27 protein-coding genes are annotated in these 20640 nt (G+C 62.7%); 12 read left to right on the plus strand and 15 right to left on the minus strand.

From position 1 onward, the window contains the following. Positions 1-27: 27 nt before the first annotated feature. The 3 genes from H0241_RS09195 to H0241_RS09205 all read right to left on the minus strand — a co-directional run bounded on the left by H0241_RS09195 (position 28) and on the right by H0241_RS09205 (position 2530). The gene (locus H0241_RS09195; protein WP_181057110.1) at positions 28-1440 is read right to left on the minus strand and encodes a circularly permuted type 2 ATP-grasp protein; all 1413 of its coding nucleotides are present in this window, start codon (positions 1438-1440) and stop codon (positions 28-30) included. A 173-nt stretch (positions 1441-1613) separates the two neighbouring features. Further along, complete coding sequence (locus tag H0241_RS09200; RefSeq protein WP_023670963.1) at positions 1614-1850, minus strand: Lrp/AsnC family transcriptional regulator; 237 nt, start codon at positions 1848-1850, stop codon at positions 1614-1616. A gap of 68 nt (positions 1851-1918) precedes the next feature. Next, positions 1919-2530 carry a DsbA family protein gene (locus tag H0241_RS09205; protein ID WP_181057111.1) on the minus strand — a complete coding sequence of 204 codons (612 nt, stop codon included), beginning with the start codon at positions 2528-2530 and terminating at the stop codon, positions 1919-1921. A 196-nt stretch (positions 2531-2726) separates the two neighbouring features. Here H0241_RS09205 and H0241_RS09210 point away from each other — a divergent pair, with 196 nt between their 5' ends. Beyond that, positions 2727-3155 carry a DUF4864 domain-containing protein gene (locus H0241_RS09210; protein ID WP_181057112.1) on the plus strand — a complete coding sequence of 143 codons (429 nt, stop codon included), beginning with the start codon at positions 2727-2729 and terminating at the stop codon, positions 3153-3155. A 7-nt stretch (positions 3156-3162) separates the two neighbouring features. Here the strand turns inward: H0241_RS09210 and tgt are convergent, their stop codons facing one another. The 7 genes from tgt to coaD form a co-directional block, all read right to left on the minus strand. Then, positions 3163-4293 (minus strand): tRNA guanosine(34) transglycosylase Tgt, encoded by a 1131-nt coding sequence (gene tgt / locus H0241_RS09215; RefSeq protein ID WP_181057113.1) that lies wholly within the window; start codon positions 4291-4293, stop codon positions 3163-3165. Further along, positions 4286-4555 carry a hypothetical protein gene (locus tag H0241_RS09220; RefSeq protein ID WP_181057114.1) on the minus strand — a complete coding sequence of 90 codons (270 nt, stop codon included), beginning with the start codon at positions 4553-4555 and terminating at the stop codon, positions 4286-4288. The genes tgt and H0241_RS09220 overlap by 8 nt, the downstream gene beginning before the upstream one ends. Continuing rightward, a complete protein-coding gene (gene queA / locus H0241_RS09225; protein WP_181057115.1) occupies positions 4545-5633 on the minus strand; it encodes a tRNA preQ1(34) S-adenosylmethionine ribosyltransferase-isomerase QueA in 1089 nt (362 codons plus the stop codon). The genes H0241_RS09220 and queA overlap by 11 nt, the downstream gene beginning before the upstream one ends. After that, positions 5633-6082, minus strand: coding sequence for a DMT family transporter (locus H0241_RS09230; protein WP_181057116.1), 450 nt, complete (start codon positions 6080-6082; stop codon positions 5633-5635). The genes queA and H0241_RS09230 overlap by 1 nt, the downstream gene beginning before the upstream one ends. Before the next feature lie 12 nt (positions 6083-6094). Further along, complete coding sequence (locus H0241_RS09235) at positions 6095-6607, minus strand: peptidylprolyl isomerase (protein WP_181057117.1); 513 nt, start codon at positions 6605-6607, stop codon at positions 6095-6097. Positions 6608-6651: 44 nt separating this feature from the next. Beyond that, a complete protein-coding gene (locus H0241_RS09240; protein ID WP_235984214.1) occupies positions 6652-7146 on the minus strand; it encodes a peptidylprolyl isomerase in 495 nt (164 codons plus the stop codon). A gap of 109 nt (positions 7147-7255) precedes the next feature. Then, the gene (gene coaD, locus H0241_RS09245; RefSeq protein ID WP_181057119.1) at positions 7256-7756 is read right to left on the minus strand and encodes a pantetheine-phosphate adenylyltransferase; all 501 of its coding nucleotides are present in this window, start codon (positions 7754-7756) and stop codon (positions 7256-7258) included. 191 nt (positions 7757-7947) lie between these two features. Here coaD and H0241_RS09250 point away from each other — a divergent pair, with 191 nt between their 5' ends. Next, positions 7948-8091, plus strand: a complete 144-nt coding sequence (locus H0241_RS09250) for a hypothetical protein (RefSeq protein ID WP_181057120.1) — start codon at positions 7948-7950, stop codon at positions 8089-8091. 71 nt (positions 8092-8162) lie between these two features. Here the strand turns inward: H0241_RS09250 and gyrA are convergent, their stop codons facing one another. Further along, positions 8163-10961, minus strand: a complete 2799-nt coding sequence (gene gyrA, locus H0241_RS09255; RefSeq protein ID WP_181057121.1) for a DNA gyrase subunit A — start codon at positions 10959-10961, stop codon at positions 8163-8165. Between the two features lie 210 nt (positions 10962-11171). Between gyrA and H0241_RS09260 the strand changes: the two genes are divergently transcribed. Continuing rightward, complete coding sequence (locus H0241_RS09260; protein WP_181057122.1) at positions 11172-12851, plus strand: SulP family inorganic anion transporter; 1680 nt, start codon at positions 11172-11174, stop codon at positions 12849-12851. Then, on the plus strand, positions 12848-13468 hold the full coding sequence (locus H0241_RS09265) for a ParB-like protein (RefSeq protein WP_181057123.1): 621 nt from the start codon (positions 12848-12850) through the stop codon (positions 13466-13468). The genes H0241_RS09260 and H0241_RS09265 overlap by 4 nt, the downstream gene beginning before the upstream one ends. Here H0241_RS09265 and H0241_RS09270 read toward each other — a convergent pair whose 3' ends face one another. Beyond that, on the minus strand, positions 13469-14329 hold the full coding sequence (locus tag H0241_RS09270) for a helix-turn-helix transcriptional regulator (RefSeq protein ID WP_181057280.1): 861 nt from the start codon (positions 14327-14329) through the stop codon (positions 13469-13471). Positions 14330-14415: 86 nt separating this feature from the next. On the opposite strand from H0241_RS09270, the gene H0241_RS09275 reads away from it, so the two are divergent. From H0241_RS09275 to H0241_RS09285, 3 genes are all read left to right on the plus strand, one after another. Further along, positions 14416-14952 carry a hypothetical protein gene (locus tag H0241_RS09275; RefSeq protein WP_181057124.1) on the plus strand — a complete coding sequence of 179 codons (537 nt, stop codon included), beginning with the start codon at positions 14416-14418 and terminating at the stop codon, positions 14950-14952. A 32-nt stretch (positions 14953-14984) separates the two neighbouring features. Further along, entirely contained in the window at positions 14985-15362 is a 378-nt protein-coding gene (locus tag H0241_RS09280; protein ID WP_181057125.1) for a VOC family protein, read from the plus strand. Between the two features lie 106 nt (positions 15363-15468). Continuing rightward, the gene (locus tag H0241_RS09285; protein WP_023670949.1) at positions 15469-16098 is read left to right on the plus strand and encodes a MarC family protein; all 630 of its coding nucleotides are present in this window, start codon (positions 15469-15471) and stop codon (positions 16096-16098) included. Between the two features lie 73 nt (positions 16099-16171). On the opposite strand, the gene H0241_RS09290 is transcribed toward H0241_RS09285, so the two are convergent. From H0241_RS09290 to ssb, 3 genes are read right to left on the minus strand one after another with little or no spacing between them, the layout of a single operon-like run. After that, on the minus strand, positions 16172-16597 hold the full coding sequence (locus H0241_RS09290) for an OsmC family protein (RefSeq protein WP_181057126.1): 426 nt from the start codon (positions 16595-16597) through the stop codon (positions 16172-16174). Between the two features lie 24 nt (positions 16598-16621). Further along, positions 16622-17038, minus strand: a complete 417-nt coding sequence (locus H0241_RS09295) for a DUF2306 domain-containing protein (RefSeq protein ID WP_328824646.1) — start codon at positions 17036-17038, stop codon at positions 16622-16624. Positions 17039-17059: 21 nt separating this feature from the next. After that, entirely contained in the window at positions 17060-17596 is a 537-nt protein-coding gene (gene ssb, locus H0241_RS09300) for a single-stranded DNA-binding protein (protein WP_181057127.1), read from the minus strand. Positions 17597-17868: 272 nt separating this feature from the next. Here ssb and H0241_RS09305 point away from each other — a divergent pair, with 272 nt between their 5' ends. The 5 genes from H0241_RS09305 (at position 17869) to H0241_RS09325 (ending at position 20024) form a co-directional block, all read left to right on the plus strand. Continuing rightward, on the plus strand, positions 17869-18195 hold the full coding sequence (locus H0241_RS09305; protein ID WP_235984194.1) for a cupin domain-containing protein: 327 nt from the start codon (positions 17869-17871) through the stop codon (positions 18193-18195). 44 nt (positions 18196-18239) lie between these two features. Then, a complete protein-coding gene (locus H0241_RS09310; protein WP_181057129.1) occupies positions 18240-18554 on the plus strand; it encodes an ArsR/SmtB family transcription factor in 315 nt (104 codons plus the stop codon). After that, positions 18551-19018 carry an SRPBCC family protein gene (locus H0241_RS09315; protein WP_181057130.1) on the plus strand — a complete coding sequence of 156 codons (468 nt, stop codon included), beginning with the start codon at positions 18551-18553 and terminating at the stop codon, positions 19016-19018. The genes H0241_RS09310 and H0241_RS09315 overlap by 4 nt, the downstream gene beginning before the upstream one ends. Before the next feature lie 29 nt (positions 19019-19047). Further along, positions 19048-19656, plus strand: coding sequence for an ATP-dependent Clp protease proteolytic subunit (locus tag H0241_RS09320; protein ID WP_181057131.1), 609 nt, complete (start codon positions 19048-19050; stop codon positions 19654-19656). Between the two features lie 110 nt (positions 19657-19766). Further along, on the plus strand, positions 19767-20024 hold the full coding sequence (locus H0241_RS09325; RefSeq protein WP_235984195.1) for a hypothetical protein: 258 nt from the start codon (positions 19767-19769) through the stop codon (positions 20022-20024). The last annotated feature ends 616 nt before the right edge of the window (positions 20025-20640 follow it).

Consider the following 20640-nt stretch of genomic DNA (forward strand, 5'->3'; position numbering starts at 1 on the left):
CCTACTCGCTATTCGCTATTCGCTCCTTCAATCATCCAATACCCAGGTATCCTTCGTCCCGCCGCCTTGCGAGGAGTTCACCACCAGCGACCCTTCCTTGAGCGCTACCCGGGTCAAGCCGCCAGGCACGATCTGGATACGGTCGGAGACCAGCACATAGGGCCGAAGATCGACGTGGCGCGGCGACAGGCCCTTTTCAGTCAGGATCGGGCAGGTCGACAGCGCCAGTGTCGGTTGGGCGATGTAGTTGGAGGGCTTCGCCTGCAGCTTCTTGGCGAAGTCCTGGCATTCCTTCTTGGTCGCTGCCGGGCCGACCAGCATGCCGTAGCCGCCGGAGCCGTGCACTTCCTTGATGACCAGTTCGTGGATGTGCTCGAGCACATATTTCAGGCTGTCGGCTTCCGAGCAGCGCCAGGTCGGGATGTTGCCGAGGATCGCCTTGCGGCCGGTGTAGAATTCGACGATCTCGGGCATGTAGGAATAGATCGCCTTGTCGTCGGCGATGCCGGTTCCCGGCGCGTTGGCGATGGTGATGTTGCCGGCGCGGTAGACGTCCATGATGCCGGGCACGCCAAGGGCCGAGTCCGGCCGGAAGGTCAGCGGGTCGAGGAAGGAATCGTCGACCCGCCGGTAAAGCACGTCGATCTGCTTGTAGCCTTCGGTCGTGCGCATGGCGACATGGCCGTCGACGACGCGCAAATCCTGACCTTCTACCAGCTGCACGCCCATCTGGTCGGCAAGGAAGGCATGTTCGAAATAGGCGGAGTTGAAGCTGCCCGGCGTCAGCACGGCGATGGTCGGCGCGCCCTTGGTGCTTTGCGGCCGGACTGCGGCCAGCGACTGGCGCAAAAGCTGCGGATAGTTTTCGACCGGCCGCACCTTGATCTGTTGGAACAGCTCGGGGAAGAGCTGCATCATCGTCTCGCGGTTCTCCAGCATGTAGGAGACGCCCGACGGCGTGCGCGCATTGTCCTCCAGCACGTAGAACTCGTTCTCCGAGATGCGGACAATATCGACGCCGATAATGTGGGTATAGACGCCGGCCGGTGGCCGCACGCCGATCATTTCCGGCAGGAAGGCTTCGTTCCTGGCGATCAGCTCTCTGGGCACACGTCCGGCGCGCAGGATCTCCTGGCGGTGATAGATGTCGTCGAGGAAAGCGTTCAGCGCCTGCACGCGCTGCTCGATGCCTTGCGTCAGGCGTCGCCATTCATTGCCGGAGATGATGCGCGGAACGATGTCGAAGGGGATCAGCCGCTCGGAGGCTTCCTGCTCGCCATAGACGGCAAAGGTGATGCCGGTCTTGCGGAAGACGCGCTCGGCGTCCTGCATTTTCTCGGTAAGCCTGGCCGGGTCCTGCTCCTTCAGCCAGCGGTCGTAAGCCGTATACGGTTTTCTCAGTCCGGAAACTTCCGGAAGCATTTCATCGAACGCTGCCAATCGCATACTCCCCTGTGACGCCATTTCACTGGCGTCGCGGGAGAAAATCAAGCGCAATCGGTAATTTGAGAGACCTTGGCAGTCAGTATGTTGCGACTGCCCAAAATTCGGGCAGTCGAACCAGGGGTGCAATCAGGCTTTGCCTTGTCGCCGGGCAAGTGCCTGATGTGGCTTTAGAAAGCGCGGAAAGTGACGACCGTGAAGGTGTCCTTGATTCCGGGAATAATCTGCACTTTCTCGTTGACGAAGTGGCCGACATCTTCCTCGTCGTCGACGTAGAATTTGGCAAGCAGGTCGTAATTGCCGGCGGTCGAGTAGATTTCCGAGGCGATCTCGGCATCGGCGAGCGCGCTGGCGACCTCATAAGATTTGCCCAGGTCGCACTTTATCTGCATGAAAAACGTCTTCATTGCCGGTCCCGATCAAGCTTCAGCAAACAAGCGGCCCTTGTGGCAGACTGCCGCCCGGCTTTCAAGCATCAGGCCGAACGTGCCTTGGCAACAGCCTGCCTGAGCTCGGACACCGGCATGCCGCGCCGGTACAGGCTGCCGCCGATAACCAATGCGGGGGTGCCGCGCAGCTTGAAGGCGGTCGCCTGGCTGTCGGTGCGCAAAAGTGCAGCGTCAATGTCGGGTTCACGGATGGCGAGATAGGCACGGACCATCGCCACATCGACGCCAACAGACGAAAGGATGTCATTGGTGCGGCGTTCCGAAAGGCCGCGCTGGTTGGTCATCAGCGCATCGACCGCGGCGGTATAGTGCTCGCCGCTCAGCAGCGCCACGCGGGCGGCATCTCGCGAGACATCGCCGAAGATCGGCCAGTCCTTCATCACCAGCCGGATGCCACTGTCCTCGGCCATCAGCTTCTTCAGTTCGACGAAGACGAGTTTGCAGATCGGGCACTGGTAGTCGACGAACTCAGCAATGGTGACGTCGCCATCCGGATTGCCGAGCGCTGGAATGGCCGGGTCGAAGGCGATTTCGGTGACGGTCGGCGCGGTGCTTGCCCAAGCGGGCAAAGGAGCCAGAACTGCAAGGCTTGCCGCGCCCTTCAGCAAACGGCGCCGGTCGATCGGCCGCTTAGACATGGTTCGTCCCCTGGTTGCGCGAACAGGTCCCCACCGTCCCCTTACGATGCGCGCCCCGCCTTAAAGGATGTTTAAGCATGATCTTGTGGCCCTTGCGTGGCGAATCTTTGCGGCTGCTGAAACCGTGAGGCCACGCCAAGCGTATGGTATGATGCATCCTTGGACAGCTTTTGTTGGGGGACAATGGAGACAGGCCATGCGCCGTATCGCATTCGCAGTCGTTTCATTGCTGTTCGCGTCAACCCTGTTCGTCTCGGCGGCCCGTGCCGGCGACGCCGAAGTCAAAGCCGGCCAGGCCGTCATCGATGGTCAGTTGAAGGCGCTTATCGCCAATGACGGCGCCAAGGCTTACAGTTTCGCCGCTCCAAACGTGAAGCAGATTTTCCCGACCGTCGACGCCTTCATGAACATGGTCACCAACGGCTATCCGCCGGTGCGCCAGCCGCAAAGCTATTCCTTCGGCAAGGTCGAGCAGATACGCCCGGGTTCGATTATCCAGCAGGTGCTGATCGTCGGTCCCGACGGCAAGAACTACGAGGCCGTCTACACGCTGCAGCAGCAGCCTGATGGCAGTTTTCAGATCACGGGATGCAGCTTGCGGGCGTCGAATTTGCTGAGCACCTGAGGCCCGGTTAAATCACCGGAATATCGCCTCTCGCCCAGCCTTCACTGATCTCCGCTGTGCGAGTTTCGAAGGCCTGTGCTTCAATCGCGGCGCGAATGTCCTGCATCAACTTCTGATAGTAGGACAGGTTGTTCCAGGTCAGCAGCATGGCGCCTAGCGCCTCCTGCGAACGCACGAGATGGTGCAGATAGGCGCGTGAATAATCCCGCGCGGCCGGGCAGTCGCTCTCCTCGTCCAGCGGCCGAGGATCGTCGGCATGGCGAGCATTCCTGAGATTGACCTTGCCGCGCCTGGTGTAGGCAAGGCCATGGCGGCCGGCGCGCGTCGGCATCACGCAATCGAACATGTCGATGCCGCGCGCCACCGATTTCACGATGTCGTCCGGCGTGCCGACGCCCATGAGATAGCGCGGCTTGTTGTCAGGCAGTTCCGGACAGGTGATGTCGAGCATATCCAGCATCACCGCCTGCGGTTCGCCGACGGCGAGGCCGCCGACCGCATAGCCCTTCAGCTCCATAGCGCTCAGCGCCTGCGCCGAGCGCACCCTGAGAGCCGCGTTGTCGCCGCCTTGCACAATGCCGAACATCGCCTTGCCCGGCTGGTCGCCGAAGGCCGTCTTGCAACGCTCGGCCCAGCGCAGCGACAATTCCATCGCGCGCTCGATCTCCTTCAACTCGGCCGGCAGCGCGGTGCATTCGTCGAGCTGCATTTGAATGTCGGAATCGAGCAGTCCCTGGATATCGATCGAGCGCTCCGGCGTCATTTCGTACGGCGCGCCGTCAATATGCGAGCGGAAGGTGACGCCCCTTTCGGTCAGTTTCCTGAGTTTCGACAGCGACATCACCTGAAAGCCGCCACTGTCGGTCAGGATCGGCTGCGGCCAACGGGCGAACTCGTGCAGGCCGCCAAGCCGCGCCACGCGCTCGGCGCCGGGTCGCAGCATCAGATGATAGGTGTTGCCCAGGATGATGTCGGCGCCGACACCGCGCACCTGGTCCATATACATGGCCTTGACCGTGCCGCCGGTGCCGACCGGCATGAAAGCCGGCGTGCGGATTTCGCCGCGCGGCATGTCGATGACACCGCGTCGCGCCTTGCCGTCGGTGGCCAGGACCTTGAAAGTGAACGGCTTAGCCATTGAATTCCTTGTCATGGACAGGGGCGCCTGGCGCCTGCCTGTCGAGCGATTGGCGGTACTGGATGCAGCCGCGCATGAATTTTGGCCATGGCGGCACGGCAATCGATGGATCGGTCTTTTCCGGCAACAGATCCCAGAGAGCAGGGTGATGCCAGCAGAGATCATGGCCGGTCGTATCTCGGTGGGCACGAATGCCGGCTCGCAGTTTCTTCACCTCGGCAATCAGGCTTTCGCGATCAAGGGCTTGCAGGTCATCGTCCATCGCTCATCTCCGCTCGATAAAGCAGGCTTGCGTCTCCGTAGGAGTAGAATCTGTAGCTGTTGTCGATGGCATGCGCATAGGCTGCGCGCATCGTGTCGAGACCGCTGAAGGCCGAAACCAGCATGAACAGCGTCGAACGCGGCAGATGGAAATTGGTCATCAGTAGGTCGGCGGTGCGGAAGCGATAGCCCGGTGTGATGAAGATGTCGGTCGGGCCGGACCATGCGGCCAGAGTACCGTCCTCACGCGCCGCGCTCTCCAGCAGGCGCAGCGAGGTGGTGCCGACGGCGATGATGCGCCCGCCCCTCGCCTTGGCAGCATTGAGCGCCTCGGCGGTTGCTTCGCTGACCGAGCCGGTCTCGGCATGCATCTTGTGATCGGCGGTATCGTCCGCCTTGACTGGCAGGAAGGTGCCGGCGCCGACATGCAGCGTGACGAAGCGGCGTTCGATGCCCTTGGCGTCGAGCGCGGCAAACAGCTCCGGCGTAAAATGCAGGCCGGCGGTGGGCGCTGCAACCGCGCCCTCCTCCCGGGCGTAGATAGTCTGGTAGTCGGTCAGGTCGCGCGCATCGTCGTCACGCTTGGAGGCGATGTAGGGCGGCAGCGGGATGTGGCCGACGGCGCGCAGCGCCTCGTCGAGAAACGGGCCGGACAGGTCGAAGCCAAGCAGCGCTTCGCCGGCCTCGCCCTTCTCGATCACCGTCGCGTCGAGCTGACCGAGGAAGCAGGAATTGCCGTCATGGCCGAAATGGATGCGGTCGCCGGCAGCGATGCGCTTGCCCGGCCGCATGAAGGCCAACCAGCGATCCGGCGCCATGCGCATGTGCAGTGTCGCCTCGACCTGCGCCTGCACTTCGCCGCGCCGCCTGATGCCTCTCAGCTGCGCCGGAATGACCTTGGTGTCGTTGAAGACCAGCACATCGCCAGCCCTGAGCAAGGACGGCAAGTCGCGCACCGAGCGGTCCGAAAGGTCTTCGCCCGGCCTGACCACCAGCATTTTTGCGCTGTCACGCGGCTCCGCCGGGCGCAGCGCGATGCGCTCCTCCGGCAGGTCGAAGTCGAAGAGGTCGACGCGCATCAGTAGAGCCGGACGAGCAGCGCTCCGGCCAAGAGCAGCACCGCGCCGGCGATGCGGCCGAGCGAAATCTCGCGCACCGCCACGCCGAGGAAGCCGACGCGGTCGATCAGCATGCCGGCCAGCAACTGGCCGGCAACCAGGAACGCCATCAGGGCGGCAGCACCAATGCGCGGCGTTAAGATAGTCGACAGCGTGACATAGAAGCCGCCGAGCATGCCGCCGACGACGAACAGCCAGGGTGCCGGCGCCTTCCAGTCGAGCGAGATGTCGTTCAATCTCACCACCGCGACGGAGATGATGCCGAGCACGATCGCGCCCGACAGGAACGAAAACGCCGCCGCCGCGACTGGGAGCCCCAGGCCGCGCGCCAGCTGCGAATTGATCGGTGCCTGAATGGCGATGAAGGCGCCGGACAGGATGCCGAGCAGCGACCAGACCACGCCCATCATCGTCGTTTGCCCTTACTTGACGTCGGCCGCGACCTTCAGCGACACGATCTTGTCGGGATCGACCACCGGCTCGCCGCGCTTGATCTTGTCGACGTTGTCCATGCCTTCAATGACCTGGCCCCAGACCGTGTACTGGCGGTTGAGGAAGGCGGCATCGTCGAAGCAGATGAAGAACTGCGAGTTGGCCGAGTTCGGGTTCTGCGAACGCGCCATCGAGCAAGTGCCGCGGCCATGGTTGGCGTTGGAGAACTCCGCCTTCAGGTCCGGCTTTTCCGAACCGCCCATGCCCGCTCGGGAGGGGGCAAAGGTCGGCTTCGAGGAATTGCCGAACTTGACGTCGCCGGTCTGCGCCATGAAACCTTCGATGACGCGGTGGAAGACGACGCCGTCATAGGCGCCTTCACGCGCCAGTTCCTTGATGCGGGCGACGTGGCCGGGGGCCAGTTCAGGGAAAAGTTCGATGACGACCTTGCCCTTGGTCGTTTCCATGATGAGCGCGTTCTCGCGGTCCTTGATCTCAGCCATGTCGGATATCCTTTATCTCAGAAAAACAGATTGATTTGATAGGTTTACTTGTCGGCGGCGATGCGCACCTTGATCATGCGGTCGGGGTCGCTGACCGTGCCATTGTCGGCCTCGTCGCCCTTCTTGATCTTGTCCACCAGCTCCATGCCGCTGACGACATTGCCGACGATGGTGTACTGGCCATCGAGGTTCGGCGCCGGCGCGAACATGATGAAGAACTGCGAATTGGCGGAGTTCGGATCCTGCGAGCGGGCCATGCCGAGCGTGCCGCGCTTGTAGTGCTCGCTCTGCGAAAACTCGGCCGGCAGATCAGGCAGCTCGGAACCGCCGGTGCCGACGGCCTCGGGGCTGAACCCCTTCTTCATGTTGCCGAACTTGACGTCGCCGGTCTGCGCCATGAAGCCGTCGATGACGCGGTGGAAGGCGACGTTGTCGTAAGCGCCTTCGCGCACCAGCTTCTTGATCTGGGCGACGTGCTTGGGCGCGAGGTCGGGCCGCAGGGCGATGGTGACGTCGCCGTCCTTCAAGCTGATGATCATGGTGTTCTCCGCATCGGCGGCGAAGGCCGAGACGGATGCGGTGACGAGACCGGCAAGCACGACGAGGAATGAGGCGAGCTTCTTCAGCTGCATAGGGATCTCCGAGGGATTATTTAGCAAATTTGGCGGTGAGCGCGCCCGCAACGGCGGCCGGCACGAAGGGACGGATGTCGCCGCCCATCGAGGCTATCTGGCGCACAAGTGTGGCAGTAATGGTTCTGACTGACGGGCTGGCGGGCAGAAAAACCGTCTGCAGCTCCGGCGCCATGGTCTCGTTCATGCCTGCCATCTGCATTTCGTAGTCGAGATCGGTGCCGTCACGCAGGCCGCGGATCATGATCGAGGCGCCGTGCTTCCTGGCGGCGTCGATGACCAGCCCGTCAAAGGCGACGACCTTGATGCGGCCACCGTCGCGGCCGAATTCGGCCTTGGTCGCGACCTCGATCAGCTTCACCCGTTCCTCGAAGGAAAACAGCGGCGTCTTGCCGGGATGGGTGCCGATCGCCGCATAAACGGTGTCAGCGACAGCCAATGATGCCTTCAGGACATCGAGGTGGCCGTTGGTCAGCGGGTCGAAGGAGCCGGCATAAAGAGCGGTGCGTTCGGTCATGGCAGGCTTCTAGCGGGGCATTGGACGGAAGGCAAATGCGATTGGAAACATCTACGTGAACCTTTTCGCAGACATGAACGACAGATGAATGCCTTGCTCACGAAGACTTCACGCACCGTTCACTAGTTTGCACTTCAGAAGATGAAACCAAAACCCCATCTAACCGTTGTAAGGCGCAGGAGAACACGCAAATGCTGATCTACATGCTCGCCACCGCAATGACCGTCGCCATGCTGATTGCCACCGCATTCGGGCTGCATCAGGAGGCAGAGCGCGTCCGTGTCAGGACAAAGCGCTTCGAAGGCTTCGGCGCTCGCTGGCCCCACCGTCACTAACGATTTTACCGGCTAAGTCTGATTGCGCCGGCCCATAGGGCCGGCGTTGCTGTGTCTGAGCCTGTTCGGCCCTATTCGGCATTGCCCGGTGCAGCATCTCCGGCGTCCGGACCGGCCTCAGCGGCGCCCTCGCCGTTCTCTTCGGCATCCTCGTCCGACTGCGGCTCCGAGATTCGCTCGACAGAAACCACCTTTTCGCCTTCGGCGGTGTTGAAGATGGTCACGCCCTTGGTGGCGCGGCTGGCGAAACGGATGCCGTTGACCGGCACCCGGATGACGGTGCCGCCGTCCGAAACCAGCATGATCTGGTCGTCATTGCCGACCGGGAAGGTCGCCACCAGCTGGCCGATCTCTGCCGTTTTCGACACGTCGGTGGCGCGGATGCCCTTGCCGCCGCGTCCGGTCAGGCGGAAATCATAGGATGACGAGCGTTTGCCGTAGCCATACTCGGTCACCGTCAGCACATACTGCTCATGCGCCTTGAGGAACTCGTAGCGATCGTCGGAAAGCTCCGCCTCCTCGCCGATCTCCTCATTCGTCAGTGCGATCTCTTCTTCCTCTCCGGCCGTCTCTAGCCGCCGCTCTGCAGCAGCCCGCTTAAGGTAAGCGGCGCGCTCCGCCGGTGAAGCATCGACATGCTCGATCACCGACATGGAGATGATGCGGTCGGTCTCGGCCATGCTTATGCCGCGCACGCCGACGGAATTGCGGCTCTGGAAGACGCGCACGTCGCCGACCGAGAAGCGGATGCACTGACCCGAATTCGCCGTCAGAAGGACGTCGTCATTGTCGGTGCAGGTCTCGACGCCGAGGATCTCGTCGCCTTCCTCCTCCAGCTTCATGGCGATCTTGCCGTTGCGGTTGACCTGGACGAAGTCGGACAGCTTGTTGCGGCGCACGGTGCCGCGCGTGGTGGCGAACATCACGTCGAGCTCGCCCCAGCTGCTTTCGTCCTCAGGCAATGGCATGATGGTGGTGATGCGCTCGCCCTGCTCCAGCGGCAGCATGTTGATCAGCGCCTTGCCGCGCGACTGCGGATTGCCGATCGGCAAGCGCCAGACCTTCTCCTTATAGACGATGCCGCGCGAGGAGAAGAACAGCACCGGCGTGTGCGTGTTGGCGACGAACAGCCGGGTGACGAAATCCTCCTCCTTGGTCGACATGCCGGAGCGGCCCTTGCCGCCGCGACGCTGTGCCCGGTAGAGCGACAGCGGCACGCGCTTGATGTAGCCGGAATGGCTGACGGTGACGACCATGTCCTCGCGCTGGATCAGGTCCTCGTCTTCCATGTCGGCGCCGCCGTCGGTGAGCTCGGTGCGTCGTGGCGTGCCGAACTCGTCGCGCACGGCGGCGAGCTCGTCCTTGACGATCTGCTGGATGCGCGCGCGGGACGACAAAATGTCAAGATAATCAACAATTTCGGCGCCGATCGTGTTCAACTCGTCGGCGATCTCGTCGCGGCCGAGCGCGGTCAGGCGCTGCAGGCGCAGTTCGAGGATGGCGCGCGCCTGTTCCTCGGACAGATTGTAGGTGCCGTCCTCGTTGATGCGGTGACGCGGATCGTCGATCAAAAGGATCAGCGACTCGACATCGCCGGAGGGCCAGCGCCGCTCCATCAATTGCTCGCGCGCCGTCTGCGGGTCCGGCGCGGTGCGGATCAGCTTGATCACCTCGTCGATGTTGGCGACGGCAATGGCGAGACCGACCAGGACGTGGGCGCGGTCGCGCGCCTTGCGCAGCAGGAATTTCGTGCGCCGGCTGATCACCTCTTCGCGGAAGCCGACAAAGGCCTTCAGCATGTCGGTCAGATTCATCACTTCCGGCTTGCCGCCGTTCAACGCCACCATGTTGGCGCCGAAGGAGGTTTGCAGCGGCGTGAAGCGGTAGAGCTGGTTCAAGATGACGTCAGCGACGGCGTCGCGCTTCAGTTCGATGACGACGCGGTAACCCTGGCGGTCGCTTTCGTCGCGGATGTCGGAAATGCCTTCGATGCGCTTGTCGCGCACCAGTTCGGCCATTTTCTCGATCATCGAGGCCTTGTTCACCTGGTAGGGAACCTCGGTGATGATGATCGATTCACGGTCGTTGCCGCGCTGCTCGACATTGACCTTGCCGCGCATGACGATGGAGCCGCGGCCGGTCGCATAGGCGCTGTAGATGCCGGAACGGCCAAGCACGATGCCGCCGGTCGGGAAATCGGGACCCGGAATGATCTCCATCAGCGCCGGCAGGTCTATCGCCGGATTGTCGATGATGGCGATGGCGCCATTGCAGACTTCGGCCAGATTGTGCGGTGGAATGTTGGTTGCCATGCCAACGGCAATGCCGCCGGAACCGTTGACCAGAAGGTTGGGGAAGCGAGCCGGCAGAACCTTCGGCTCGGTGTCGGAGGCATCATAGGTCTCCTGGAAATCGACGGTTTCCTTGTCGATATCCTCGAGCAGCTCATGCGCGACCTTGGTCAGCCTGGACTCGGTGTAGCGCATCGCCGCCGGCGGATCGCCGTCGATCGAACCGAAATTGCCCTGCCCATCGATCAGCGGCACGCGCAAGGACCAATCCTGCGCCATGCGCACCAAGGCGTCATAGATCGAGGCGTCGCCATGCGGATGGTATTTACCCATCACGTCGGCGACCGGCCGAGCCGACTTCACATATTTGCGGTTCCAGTGGTAGCCGCTCTCATGCGCGGCATAGAGAATGCGGCGATGCACCGGCTTCAGGCCGTCGCGCACATCGGGCAGCGCACGGCTGACGATCACGCTCATGGCGTAGGAGAGGTAGGAGCTCTGCATCTCCTCGATGATGGAGATCGGCTCGATGCCGGTGGGGCCGCCGTCGGCGCCGCGCGGTGTTTTTTGGTCGGTCAAATCTGATCACAATCTAATCGGGAATCACTGACCGCTTATATAGGAAGCCCGCCTGAAACTCCAATATTCGCGGCACTTTTCCAACGACAATTTCGGTGGTAATTTCAAATGGATACCGCTGATTGCGACGATTTGGCCATAGCGCATTTAGCCGCCATCAGGGCAAAAGCCTGCGATGGGTCGTTTTCCTAGCCAAGAGCCATAAGCACGATGAACTGGTGGCTGCCTTTGCGAGCGCTGAGCGGTTGGCGGCCCGGGGATCTCAACGGCGATCTGGCCGCCGGGCTGACGCTGGCCGCGATCGCCATTCCTGAACAGATGGCGACGGCCCGCCTTGGCGGCTTTGCGCCCGAGATCGGCTTCTTTGCCTTTGTCGCGGGATCGCTGGCCTTTGCCCTGTTCGGCGCCAATCGCCATCTGTCTTCCGGCGCGGATTCGACCATCACGCCGTTGTTTGCCGGCGGCCTGGCGCTCATCGCCGTCGCCGGCTCGGCGCATTATCTGGCGCTGGCGGCGATGCTGGCGCTGATGGTCGGCCTGCTGGTGGGTTTGAGCGGCATCTTCCGGCTCGGCTGGATCGCCGACCTGTTGTCAGTGCCGGTCACCACCGGTTTTCTGACCGGCATCGCCGTCCATATCATCGTATCGCAACTGCCCGGATTGCTCGGTCTGCCGGCCGAAGGCGGCGAAACGCTGCGCCGCGTCGGTGAGATCGCCGCCAATCTGCATTTGACCAACCCGTGGAGCCTGACGCTCGGCCTCGGCGTGTTCGCGACCGTGTTCGTCGCCGAGCGCATCAGCGCCCGCATCCCCGGCGCCTTGATCGGCATGGTGCTGGCGACGCTGGCGGTTGCGGTCTTCGGCCTGAAGGCGCGTGGCGTCGAGGTTCTGGGAGCCTTGCCCAACGGCCTGCCGCAAGCCGGTCTGCCGACGGCAAGCCTCGGCGATGCGCAGGCGCTGTTGCCGCTGGCCCTGCTGATCGCCATAGTCGTCATGGTGCAGACGGCGGCCACCAGCCGCTCCTTTGTCGGAGAGACGCCAGACGTGAACCGCGATTTCGTTGGCGTCGGCGCGGGCAGCATCCTTTCCGGCCTGTTCGGCGCCTTCGCGGTCAATGCCAGCCCGCCACGCACCGCAATCGTCGCCCAGTCGGGCGGGCGTTCGAAAGTGTCCGGCCTGATTGCCGCGGCGATTGTGCTGGCGCTGGGCGCTTTCGGCGGCGGTCTGCTCGCCGATGTCCCGCAGGCCGCCCTTGCCGGCGTTCTGCTGTTCGTTGCCCAGCATATTTTACGCTGGAAGGTGTTCGCCAGCGTCTACCGGCAAGCGCCGGTCGAATTCCTGCTGATCCTGGTCACCATGACGGCCATCGTCGTACTGCCGATCGAGACGGGCGTCGCGGTCGGCATCGGCCTGTCGCTGCTGCACGGACTTTGGAGCGCGACACGCACGCAGGCGATCGAGCTCGAACAGGTGCCCGGCACCTCGGTGTGGTGGCCGCCGGGCACGCCGTCGGCGGGCGAGCAGCTCTCCGGCGTGCTGGTTGTGGCTTTCCAGGCGCCACTGTCCTTCGTCAATGCCGACAGCTTCAAGCGCGGCGTCTGCGACCTGATCGATGCCAGGGCCGAAAACATCAAGCTTGTCGTGCTGGAAGCCAGCAACATCGCCGAGATCGACTATACCGCCGCGCAGGCCCTGATCGAAGCCATCGCCCACTGCCGCAAGGCGGGCGCGATCTTTGCCATTGCGCGGCTGGAATCGCTGCGCGCCCAGGCGGCACTGGCGCGTTTCGGCATTGCCGACCTCGTCGGCCCGCGCAGAATCTTTCACAGCGTCGACGCCGCCATCAAGGCGCTGTCGCCGGATAAGCCAAGACAGGACGAGGCAAAATGACCACCGAGCGAGAACCCTTGCTGAGCCCGGTTCCGGTAGCCGAGCTGCGGCCGACGCAGATCACCGTCGGATTGCGGGAAGTGGACGTTAAACGCCGCATGATCCGGCTGCAGAGCCCGAAGAAAACCGGGGCGTTTCTGGGCCGCCATCTGGTGCCGGTGGTGCTCGGTCCGAAGAAACGCAACTACGTCACCGATCACCACCATCTCGCCCGCGCGCTGCTTGAGGAAGGCGTCGCGGACGTACTGGTGACGGTGATGGCCGATTTGTCGACCCTCGACAAAGACGCCTTCATGGTCGTGCTCGACAAGCGCGGCTGGATGCATCCGTTCGACGAGAATGGGCACCGCCGGGATTATGACGCCATTCCCAAAAGCATGGCCGACCTTGTCGATGACCCCTATCGCAGCCTGGCGGGAGAGCTTCGCCGGCAAGCCGGCTTCGCCAAGGAAACGACGCCGTTCAGCGAGTTTTTATGGGCGGATTTCATGCGCCGGCGCATCGACCGGGACGCAGTGGTGAAAAACTTCGACAAGGCGATGGGGCAAGCGCTGGTCCTGGCCAAGAGCAAGGACGCCGACTACCTGCCGGGCTGGTGCGGGCCGACCTCGGACTGATCAGAAGGCCACAATCGCCGATGGTGACGGCAAAGCGCTGCCTGACCGGCGTGCGCGATAGTCACCCGGCGTCTCGCCCATGACACGTCGGAAACGGCGATTGAATGTGGACAGGTCGTTGAAGCCGGCCTCGAAGGCAATTGCCGAGATGGGTTCATCCGACATGCGCAGCCGCACCGCCGCGCGGTGCAGCCGGGTTCTGAGCAGGAACTGATAAGGCGTCGTGCCCGCGACCTGCCGGAAGGTGCGCAGGAAGTGATAGGGGCTGGTCGCCGTCGAGCCGGCAAGCTCGGCGAGTGAAACGGGTCGGTCGGCGTTGAGCTCGATCTGCCGCACCGCCTCGGCGACCCGTTTCTGGTCGCGGCGGCTCGGCGGACGAGCTGCAGGCGTGGCCTCGCTGGCGACAGCAAGTGCTGCGCCGGCTATGCGCAGGCCAAGTTCCTCGAAAGCATCGATGTCGGTCATCTCGCGTGCCGCTTCGGCCTCGGCCAGCAGCGATGCCAGCGCCGGCATGGGCGGCAGATGCGGCACCCCGAACGTCAGCTTCTTCGCGCCAAGCACGTCGCTGGCGATGCGGTCGAGATGGGCCGGAGCGAAGTGGAAGGACAGGCAGCGGTCGCCGGCGCCGTGCTCGTGCCCGCATTCATAGCAGGCGCCGACATTGCCGAGCAGGACCGCGCCTGGCGCCAGCATGGCGGCGCCCTGGCTGGTGCGGTAGCGGAAGCTGCCGCTGGTGACTGCGGCAATGCAGACACTGCGGTGCTCTTCCTCGAACGGACGGTCGCCGGCGCCGGCCGTGCACAGCACGTCGGACACATACCAGTCCGGCCCCGAAGCCAGTTTTTGCTCACTCGTCGCCATGGCTTGAAAGATAGCAATTTTTCCCAAGCGCAACACCCCGCCCCGGCCTATCGCTTGCAGCCTCCTGACACCACGAAGGCAGCAGCATGACCGATCAATCCTCATTCACGGAAGCCCTCCACAGCGACGGCCCCAACCCTGACCTGGCTGAAAAGCTCGATCTCTACGGCCGCTTCGTCGGCGCCTGGACCTTCGATGCCACGCGCCACCTCGAGGACGGCACGGTTTTGACCGGACGCGGCGAGGTGCATTTCGGCTGGGTCCTGGAAGGCAAGGCGATCCAGGATGTGTGGATCTTGCCCGCACGCGATGCCGGCCCCACACCGTCGCTTGGCGCATGGACGTTCTACGGCACGACATTGCGCGTCTATGATCCCAATTCGGTTGCCTGGCACATCTTCTGGAGCGACCCGCGGAACCAATATTACAGCCGCCAGCTTGGTCGCGCCGAAGGCGACACGATCGTGCAGGTTGGCGCCGATGGCACCGGCTCGTCGGTGCGCTGGAGCTTTTCACGCATCACCAACGACAGCTTCCGCTGGCTGGGCGAGCGTTCGCACGACAATGGAGCGACATGGCGCCTCGAAGTCGAGTTCCTGGCGCGCCGTGTCACCCAAGGCTGACAGCGCAACATATTGTAAAAAAGGTGAAAAACATGCTTGACCATGTCTCGATCGGTGTCCGCGACACCAATATTTCGAAGCCCTTCTACGATGCCGCGTTGAAGCCGCTTGGCTATTCGTGCCTCAGCCAGTCGCCTGATACACTGGGCTATGGCGCGCAGGTGGCCGCCCTGTGGGTGAACGGCGCGGCGCGGCCGGTGCCACCGGACGAAAAGTCCGGCCTGCATTTCTGTTTTGCCGCGCCGACAAGGGCCAGCGTCGACGCCTTTCATGCCGGCGCCATGCGTGCGGGCGGCAGCGACAATGGCGCGCCAGGGCTGCGTGCCGACTATGGCGAGAATTATTACGCCGCCTTCGTCATCGACCCGGACGGCTATCGTCTGGAAGCTTATTGCAGCGCCGCCGGCTAACACTGCCGGCACCTCCGGTATCGCCATCTCAGACGGTTCCCACCGGCCGGGCTTTGCTCTACCACTATGGTGGCGCAGGGGTCCGGCCCGGCGGGAGGGGTGAGAGATGCCGAGTTTCGACAGCCTGTTCAACGCCTTCGTCACCATTCTGGTGACCATTGACCCGCCAGGCCTGGCGCCGCTCTTCCTTGCTGTGACACGCGGCATGAACCGCGAGGAGCGTCAGCAGGTTTCGGTGCGCGCCTCGATCATCGGCTTCCTGGTGATGGCGCTGTTTGCGGTTGCCGGCGCTTCTATCCTGTCGGTGTTCGGCATTACGCTGCCGGCCTTCCGCGTCGCCGGCGGATTCCTTTTGTTCTTCATCGCCTTCGAAATGGTGTTCGAGCGCCGCCAGGACCGCAAGGAGAAGATCGGCGACGTCGCCATCACCAAGGACATGATCCACAACATCGCGGCCTTCCCGCTGGCGATCCCGCTGATCGCCGGCCCCGGCGCGATTTCGGCGACCGTGCTTCTGTCCGGCTCGTTTCAGGGCTTTGCCGCACAGGCAGCGCTGGTCGGCATCATCTTCGTCTGCCTCGCCATTACCTATCTGGTGTTCGTGCTCTCCGAACGCATCGACCGCATCCTCGGCCAGACCGGCCGCTCGATCCTGACCCGCCTGCTCGGCGTCATCCTGGCAGCGCTAGCGGTGCAGTTCGTCGCCGATGGCATCAAGGCGCTGATGGCGGGTTGAGTGGCAGGCCCTACTGCCTACTGCCTACTGCCTACTGCCTACTGCCTACTGCCTACTGCCTACTGCCTACTGCCTACTTCGCCTCTGTGTCGACGACTTCGAAATCGTGGGTAATGACGGCCGTCCTGGCCATCATGGCACTGGCCGAGCAGTATTTTTCGATCGAAAGGTTGATCGCGCGCTGGACCTTGTCGTGCGACAGCGCGCGGCCCGTGACGACGAAATGCATGTGAATGCGGGTGAAGACTTTTGGATCGGTTTCCGCCCTGTCGGCGTCGAGCTCGACCACGCAGTCCTCGATCGCCTCGCGGCCTTTTTCCAGGATGTGGACGACATCATACGCCGAGCAACCGCCGGTGCCGATCAGCACCAGTTCCATCGGGCTCGGGCCAGGCGTCTTGTCGTCCGGACCTAAGGCCGTTCCCAGCACCAGCTTGTGGCCGCTGCCGGACTCGCCGACGAAGGTGCGCTCTTCAACCCATTTGATCCGTGCTTTCACGGCAGTCTCCTTTTCAGAAATGCGTCATTGGCCGAATACGACCGCATGCATGATCCGGCCCGGCAGCAGAGTGAACACGCCGGCGCCGATCAGCGCGAAAACATATTGCGAAATCATGACCATGCGATGTTTGGCGACGCGATGCAGTTGCGCGTGCCAGACCGCAAGCGGCACGGTGGTGACCAGCACCAGGATCGACAAGATATGGATCGGGCTGAACGGACCGACGAGGCGGATCTGCTGGATCCAGAAACTGGAGAGGGCGATGACCAGCATCAGCGCCGCCCAGGCATAGCCCATCACGCGGTGACGCGTCGTGCCTTTCGGCAGCGCCAGTTGGGTGCCACCTAAAACCAGCGCGGCAAGGGCCGCGAAGGCGTGCCATGGAATGGGAGGGGCGCCGATAAAAGCGGTCCGAGCGACATCGCGCCCTCTCCTCAGATATCCTTGGCCATCTCTGGCTCAGAACGGGATTTCGTCGTCCAGTTCGCGTGACGAGCCGCCGCCACCACCGCCGCCCCTGGCGCCGCCACCGCTGTTGCCACCGCCGCGGTTGAAGCTTTCATTGGGGCTCGACTGACCGAAATCCGAGCCACGGCTCGCACCGCCGCCACCAGCATAGTTGCCGACCTGGCCGCCGCCTTCGCCGCGAGAATCGAGCATCTGCAGCTCACCGCGGAATTTCTGCAGCACAACTTCCGTCGTGTACTTGTCGGCTCCGGTCTGGTCCTGCCATTTGCGCGTCTGCAGCTGGCCTTCGACGTAAACCTTCATGCCCTTCTTGAGGTATTGTTCGGCGACCTTGGCGATCTGGTCATTGAAGATGACCACATTGTGCCACTCGGTCTTTTCCTTGCGCTCGCCGGAGTTCTTGTCGCGCCAGCTTTCAGACGTGGCGATGCGGATATTGACGACCGGGTCACCCGAATTCAGGCGGCGAATTTCAGGGTCCGCGCCGAGGTTACCGACCAGAATGACCTTGTTGACGCTACCCGCCATGACACTTCTCCGCGCTCGTTCGAAACAAATTTTAAGTCGCTCACCTTACAGGCTGCAGGCGATCCTCGCTTGCCGCGGCTGGCTTTTCCCACAAGGTTTTTGTTCTTTTTTTGTTCTATTCTCGTCGGCCCCGGCTGTCAAGAATGTCAGCAAGAGGTAGGGTGTGCGCCTGAAATTGCGACTATGCCGGGATCGAAAGGCGGTGGCGAATGGAAGTCATTACGCATCTGGACCAGCCGCGAGAGCAGTGGCGAGCGGGCGTGGAAACCCGCATGCAAGTTTCCGCCGGCAACGGAGCGAGCCAGCTTTGCCTGTTCGAACAATGGGTTCAACCAGGCGTCGGGGCTCCGACACATCGCCATCCGGCAGAGGAAGTGCTGACCGTCATTGCCGGAACCGCCGAGATGTGGATCGACGAAGACCGCGTGACGCTGACTGCCGGACAGTCGCTCCTCATTCCCGCAGAGAGAAAACACGGGTTTAGAAACGTCGGCACCAAGACGCTTCACATCCATGCCGTGCTGGCTTCACCGATCTTCGAGGCGACGTTCGAGGGGTCTGCCGAGCCGGTGAGGCGCTGGCTTCCGGCGGCGCCGTAAAACACCGCTTGCCAAATCAATAAGTATCGACTTATGCTTTTGCCATGATCGAAGCAGAGATTTTCCGCGCCCTGGCCGACCCAACGCGGCGCGCCGTCTACGAGCGGCTCGCCGGCGGCGAGATGAGCGTGTCGGAGTTGCGCACAGGTATGAGCGTGTCGCAGCCGGCTGTCTCCCAGCACCTTGCCGTGCTGCGCGGCGCCGGCCTGGTCAGCGAAAGGCGGGCCGGCCGCAACGCCTATTATCGCGCCGATCCGCAAGGGCTCGAGCCACTGCTCGGCTGGATCGAACGCTACCGCGCATTCTGGCCCGAGCGCATCGAAAGGCTGAAGGTCATTTTGAAGGACATGGACCAATGACAGAGCATGCGAAAAATGAGGAAGACGCACTCGAATTCGAATGCGACCTGCCGGACGCACCGGAAAAGGTGTGGCGGGCGCTGACCGTGCCGGAGCTTTTGGCGGCCTGGATGATGCCGAACGACATCAAGCCGGAAATCGGCAGCCGCTTTGCCTTTGCTGGACCTGAGAAGCCGATCGAGTGCGAAGTGCTTGATGCCGAACCCGGGCGCCTGCTGCGTTATTCCTGGCGCGAACGGTCGGCAACCGACGATTCCAATGGACTGGACAGCATCGTCACCTTCACGCTCGCCCGCACCGTTTCGGGCGGCACGCATCTGCGCATCGTCCATGACGGGTTTGTCCAGGCGGCAACCCCTGCGGTTGCGATGGCGGGCGCCGCCTGCCGGCTTTCGCTTCGCGCACACAAGCCCAAACCGCCTGTCGCCGCGAACGCCCCGCGCCTGCTGTTGCGCGCAGCCTGAGCTAGAGAAAAACGAACGGAGACAATGAGATGAGCGGCTTTGCCAATCTGGTGCCGATGGTGATCGAGCAATCGAGCCGCGGCGAACGCGCCTTCGACATTTTCTCGCGGCTGCTGCGCGAGCGCATCATCGTCGTCAATGGCGAGATCAATGACGGCATGTCGGCGCTGGTCTGCGCCCAGCTTCTGTCGCTGGAATCGGACAATCCCGACAAGGAGATCTCGCTCTACATCAACTCGCCGGGCGGCGTGGTGAGCAGCGGCTTCGCCATCTACGACACGATGCAATATGTCAGCTGCCCGGTGTCGACGGTGTGCATGGGCTTTGCCGCCTCGATGGCCTCGTTCCTGCTGATGGCGGGAACGCCGGGACGGCGTATCGCGCTGCCCAATGCCAGCATCGTGCTGCATCAGCCCCTCGGTGGATTCCAGGGCCAGGCCTCCGACATCCAGCGCCATGCCGAAGGCATTTTGCGCACCAAGCGGCACATGACCGAACTCTACGCGCAGCATTGCGGCCGCACCTATGAAGAGGTCGAACGCACGCTTGACCGCGATTTCTTCATGACCGCACGGGAAGCCAAGGACTGGGGCCTCGTCGATCATGTCTTCGATACCCGCAAGCAGGCGGCTGCCTGATCGCCGCATTGAAGGCTGGCCGGCGTCGCGTCAATTTCGACGCCGCCGGTCTGGCCCCGCATCCGGCGCAGCACTATAGTCTTGCCATGCGCTACCGCCTGAACAGACTGATGACAGCCATTGCGATCACCGCCGCGACCTCCGGCGCGGCTTTTGCCGGGAACAGCACATCGCAACCGCAGACGGGCGCCCTGCCCGGCGTAACCAGCGACTATCGCATCGCCAAGCCCGTGCCGCAGCCGGAGCCGGACGATGCGCTGCCTGCCGGCGAGAACGGCACATTCAAGATCGGCGATACCGATGTCAGGATTTCCGGCAGCATCACTGTCGATGTCGGTACGGGTGGGATCAAGCCGCCGCGCCGGTAGGGTCGGATCAGGCTCCATTTCATAAGTCAGCGCCGCCCCTCATCTGGCCGCCGCCATCTTCTCCCCGTGAACGGGGAGAAGGACGCTGCCATTAGGCACAAACAAACAGCCCCGCCGTTGCTTCCGCAAACGGTCGGGGCTTTTTTTGGATTTGAAATCCAACTTGCCGGTAGTGTTATACCGACTTTTTTCTCGGATGCTTCGCGGCATTCAGCCGACGATCCGACTATCCGTCTCTAATTTTGTGGGATTCGGCAGGTCACGGTTTGTCGGGTGGTTTATTAGATTGAAGCGATGCGTTCGTTTGGACACATACACTTTAATGCCTTGAAACTACCCTGGCACTTATGCCCGCCGCGGCTCCAACGAGATGTGGAGCCTCAAAGGACTATCCGGTGGCGTCATGCTCCGCTCCTGTGTCCGTTGCGATTGTTGTCGTCCGAAGCACAAATCGCAAAACCTGCGGCGTCTCGCAGGCCACCTCGCGAGGCCATCGAAAGACGGCCGGCTCCGTTGACTTGACAAGACTGCGCCCCTGATTCCGCGACGTCAACCTTGAATGGCCGATTACCGAAAAATGTGATCGCCGGGAGCTTACGTCAGGGTCAGTTTCTGA

This window comes from Mesorhizobium neociceri (genome assembly GCF_013520985.1).
GTDB lineage: Bacteria > Pseudomonadota > Alphaproteobacteria > Rhizobiales > Rhizobiaceae > Mesorhizobium > Mesorhizobium neociceri.

Bases quoted from the DNA above. Each gene is read 5' to 3' on its own strand.
- H0241_RS09200 (WP_023670963.1), bottom strand. From the start codon at position 1,850: ATGAAGACGTTTTTCATGCAGATAAAGTGCGACCTGGGCAAATCTTAT.
- H0241_RS09205 (WP_181057111.1), bottom strand. From the start codon at position 2,530: ATGTCTAAGCGGCCGATCGACCGGCGCCGTTTGCTGAAGGGCGCGGCA.
- H0241_RS09210 (WP_181057112.1), top strand. From the start codon at position 2,727: ATGCGCCGTATCGCATTCGCAGTCGTTTCATTGCTGTTCGCGTCAACC.
- tgt (WP_181057113.1), bottom strand. From the start codon at position 4,293: ATGGCTAAGCCGTTCACTTTCAAGGTCCTGGCCACCGACGGCAAGGCG.
- H0241_RS09220 (WP_181057114.1), bottom strand. From the start codon at position 4,555: ATGGACGATGACCTGCAAGCCCTTGATCGCGAAAGCCTGATTGCCGAG.
- queA (WP_181057115.1), bottom strand. From the start codon at position 5,633: ATGCGCGTCGACCTCTTCGACTTCGACCTGCCGGAGGAGCGCATCGCG.
- H0241_RS09230 (WP_181057116.1), bottom strand. From the start codon at position 6,082: ATGATGGGCGTGGTCTGGTCGCTGCTCGGCATCCTGTCCGGCGCCTTC.
- H0241_RS09235 (WP_181057117.1), bottom strand. From the start codon at position 6,607: ATGGCTGAGATCAAGGACCGCGAGAACGCGCTCATCATGGAAACGACC.
- H0241_RS09240 (WP_235984214.1), bottom strand. From the start codon at position 7,146: ATGATCATCAGCTTGAAGGACGGCGACGTCACCATCGCCCTGCGGCCC.
- coaD (WP_181057119.1), bottom strand. From the start codon at position 7,756: ATGACCGAACGCACCGCTCTTTATGCCGGCTCCTTCGACCCGCTGACC.
- H0241_RS09250 (WP_181057120.1), top strand. From the start codon at position 7,948: ATGCTGATCTACATGCTCGCCACCGCAATGACCGTCGCCATGCTGATT.
- H0241_RS09260 (WP_181057122.1), top strand. From the start codon at position 11,172: ATGAACTGGTGGCTGCCTTTGCGAGCGCTGAGCGGTTGGCGGCCCGGG.
- H0241_RS09265 (WP_181057123.1), top strand. From the start codon at position 12,848: ATGACCACCGAGCGAGAACCCTTGCTGAGCCCGGTTCCGGTAGCCGAG.
- H0241_RS09270 (WP_181057280.1), bottom strand. From the start codon at position 14,329: ATGGCGACGAGTGAGCAAAAACTGGCTTCGGGGCCGGACTGGTATGTG.
- H0241_RS09275 (WP_181057124.1), top strand. From the start codon at position 14,416: ATGACCGATCAATCCTCATTCACGGAAGCCCTCCACAGCGACGGCCCC.
- H0241_RS09280 (WP_181057125.1), top strand. From the start codon at position 14,985: ATGCTTGACCATGTCTCGATCGGTGTCCGCGACACCAATATTTCGAAG.
- H0241_RS09285 (WP_023670949.1), top strand. From the start codon at position 15,469: ATGCCGAGTTTCGACAGCCTGTTCAACGCCTTCGTCACCATTCTGGTG.
- ssb (WP_181057127.1), bottom strand. From the start codon at position 17,596: ATGGCGGGTAGCGTCAACAAGGTCATTCTGGTCGGTAACCTCGGCGCG.
- H0241_RS09305 (WP_235984194.1), top strand. From the start codon at position 17,869: ATGCAAGTTTCCGCCGGCAACGGAGCGAGCCAGCTTTGCCTGTTCGAA.
- H0241_RS09310 (WP_181057129.1), top strand. From the start codon at position 18,240: ATGATCGAAGCAGAGATTTTCCGCGCCCTGGCCGACCCAACGCGGCGC.
- H0241_RS09315 (WP_181057130.1), top strand. From the start codon at position 18,551: ATGACAGAGCATGCGAAAAATGAGGAAGACGCACTCGAATTCGAATGC.
- H0241_RS09320 (WP_181057131.1), top strand. From the start codon at position 19,048: ATGAGCGGCTTTGCCAATCTGGTGCCGATGGTGATCGAGCAATCGAGC.
- H0241_RS09325 (WP_235984195.1), top strand. From the start codon at position 19,767: ATGACAGCCATTGCGATCACCGCCGCGACCTCCGGCGCGGCTTTTGCC.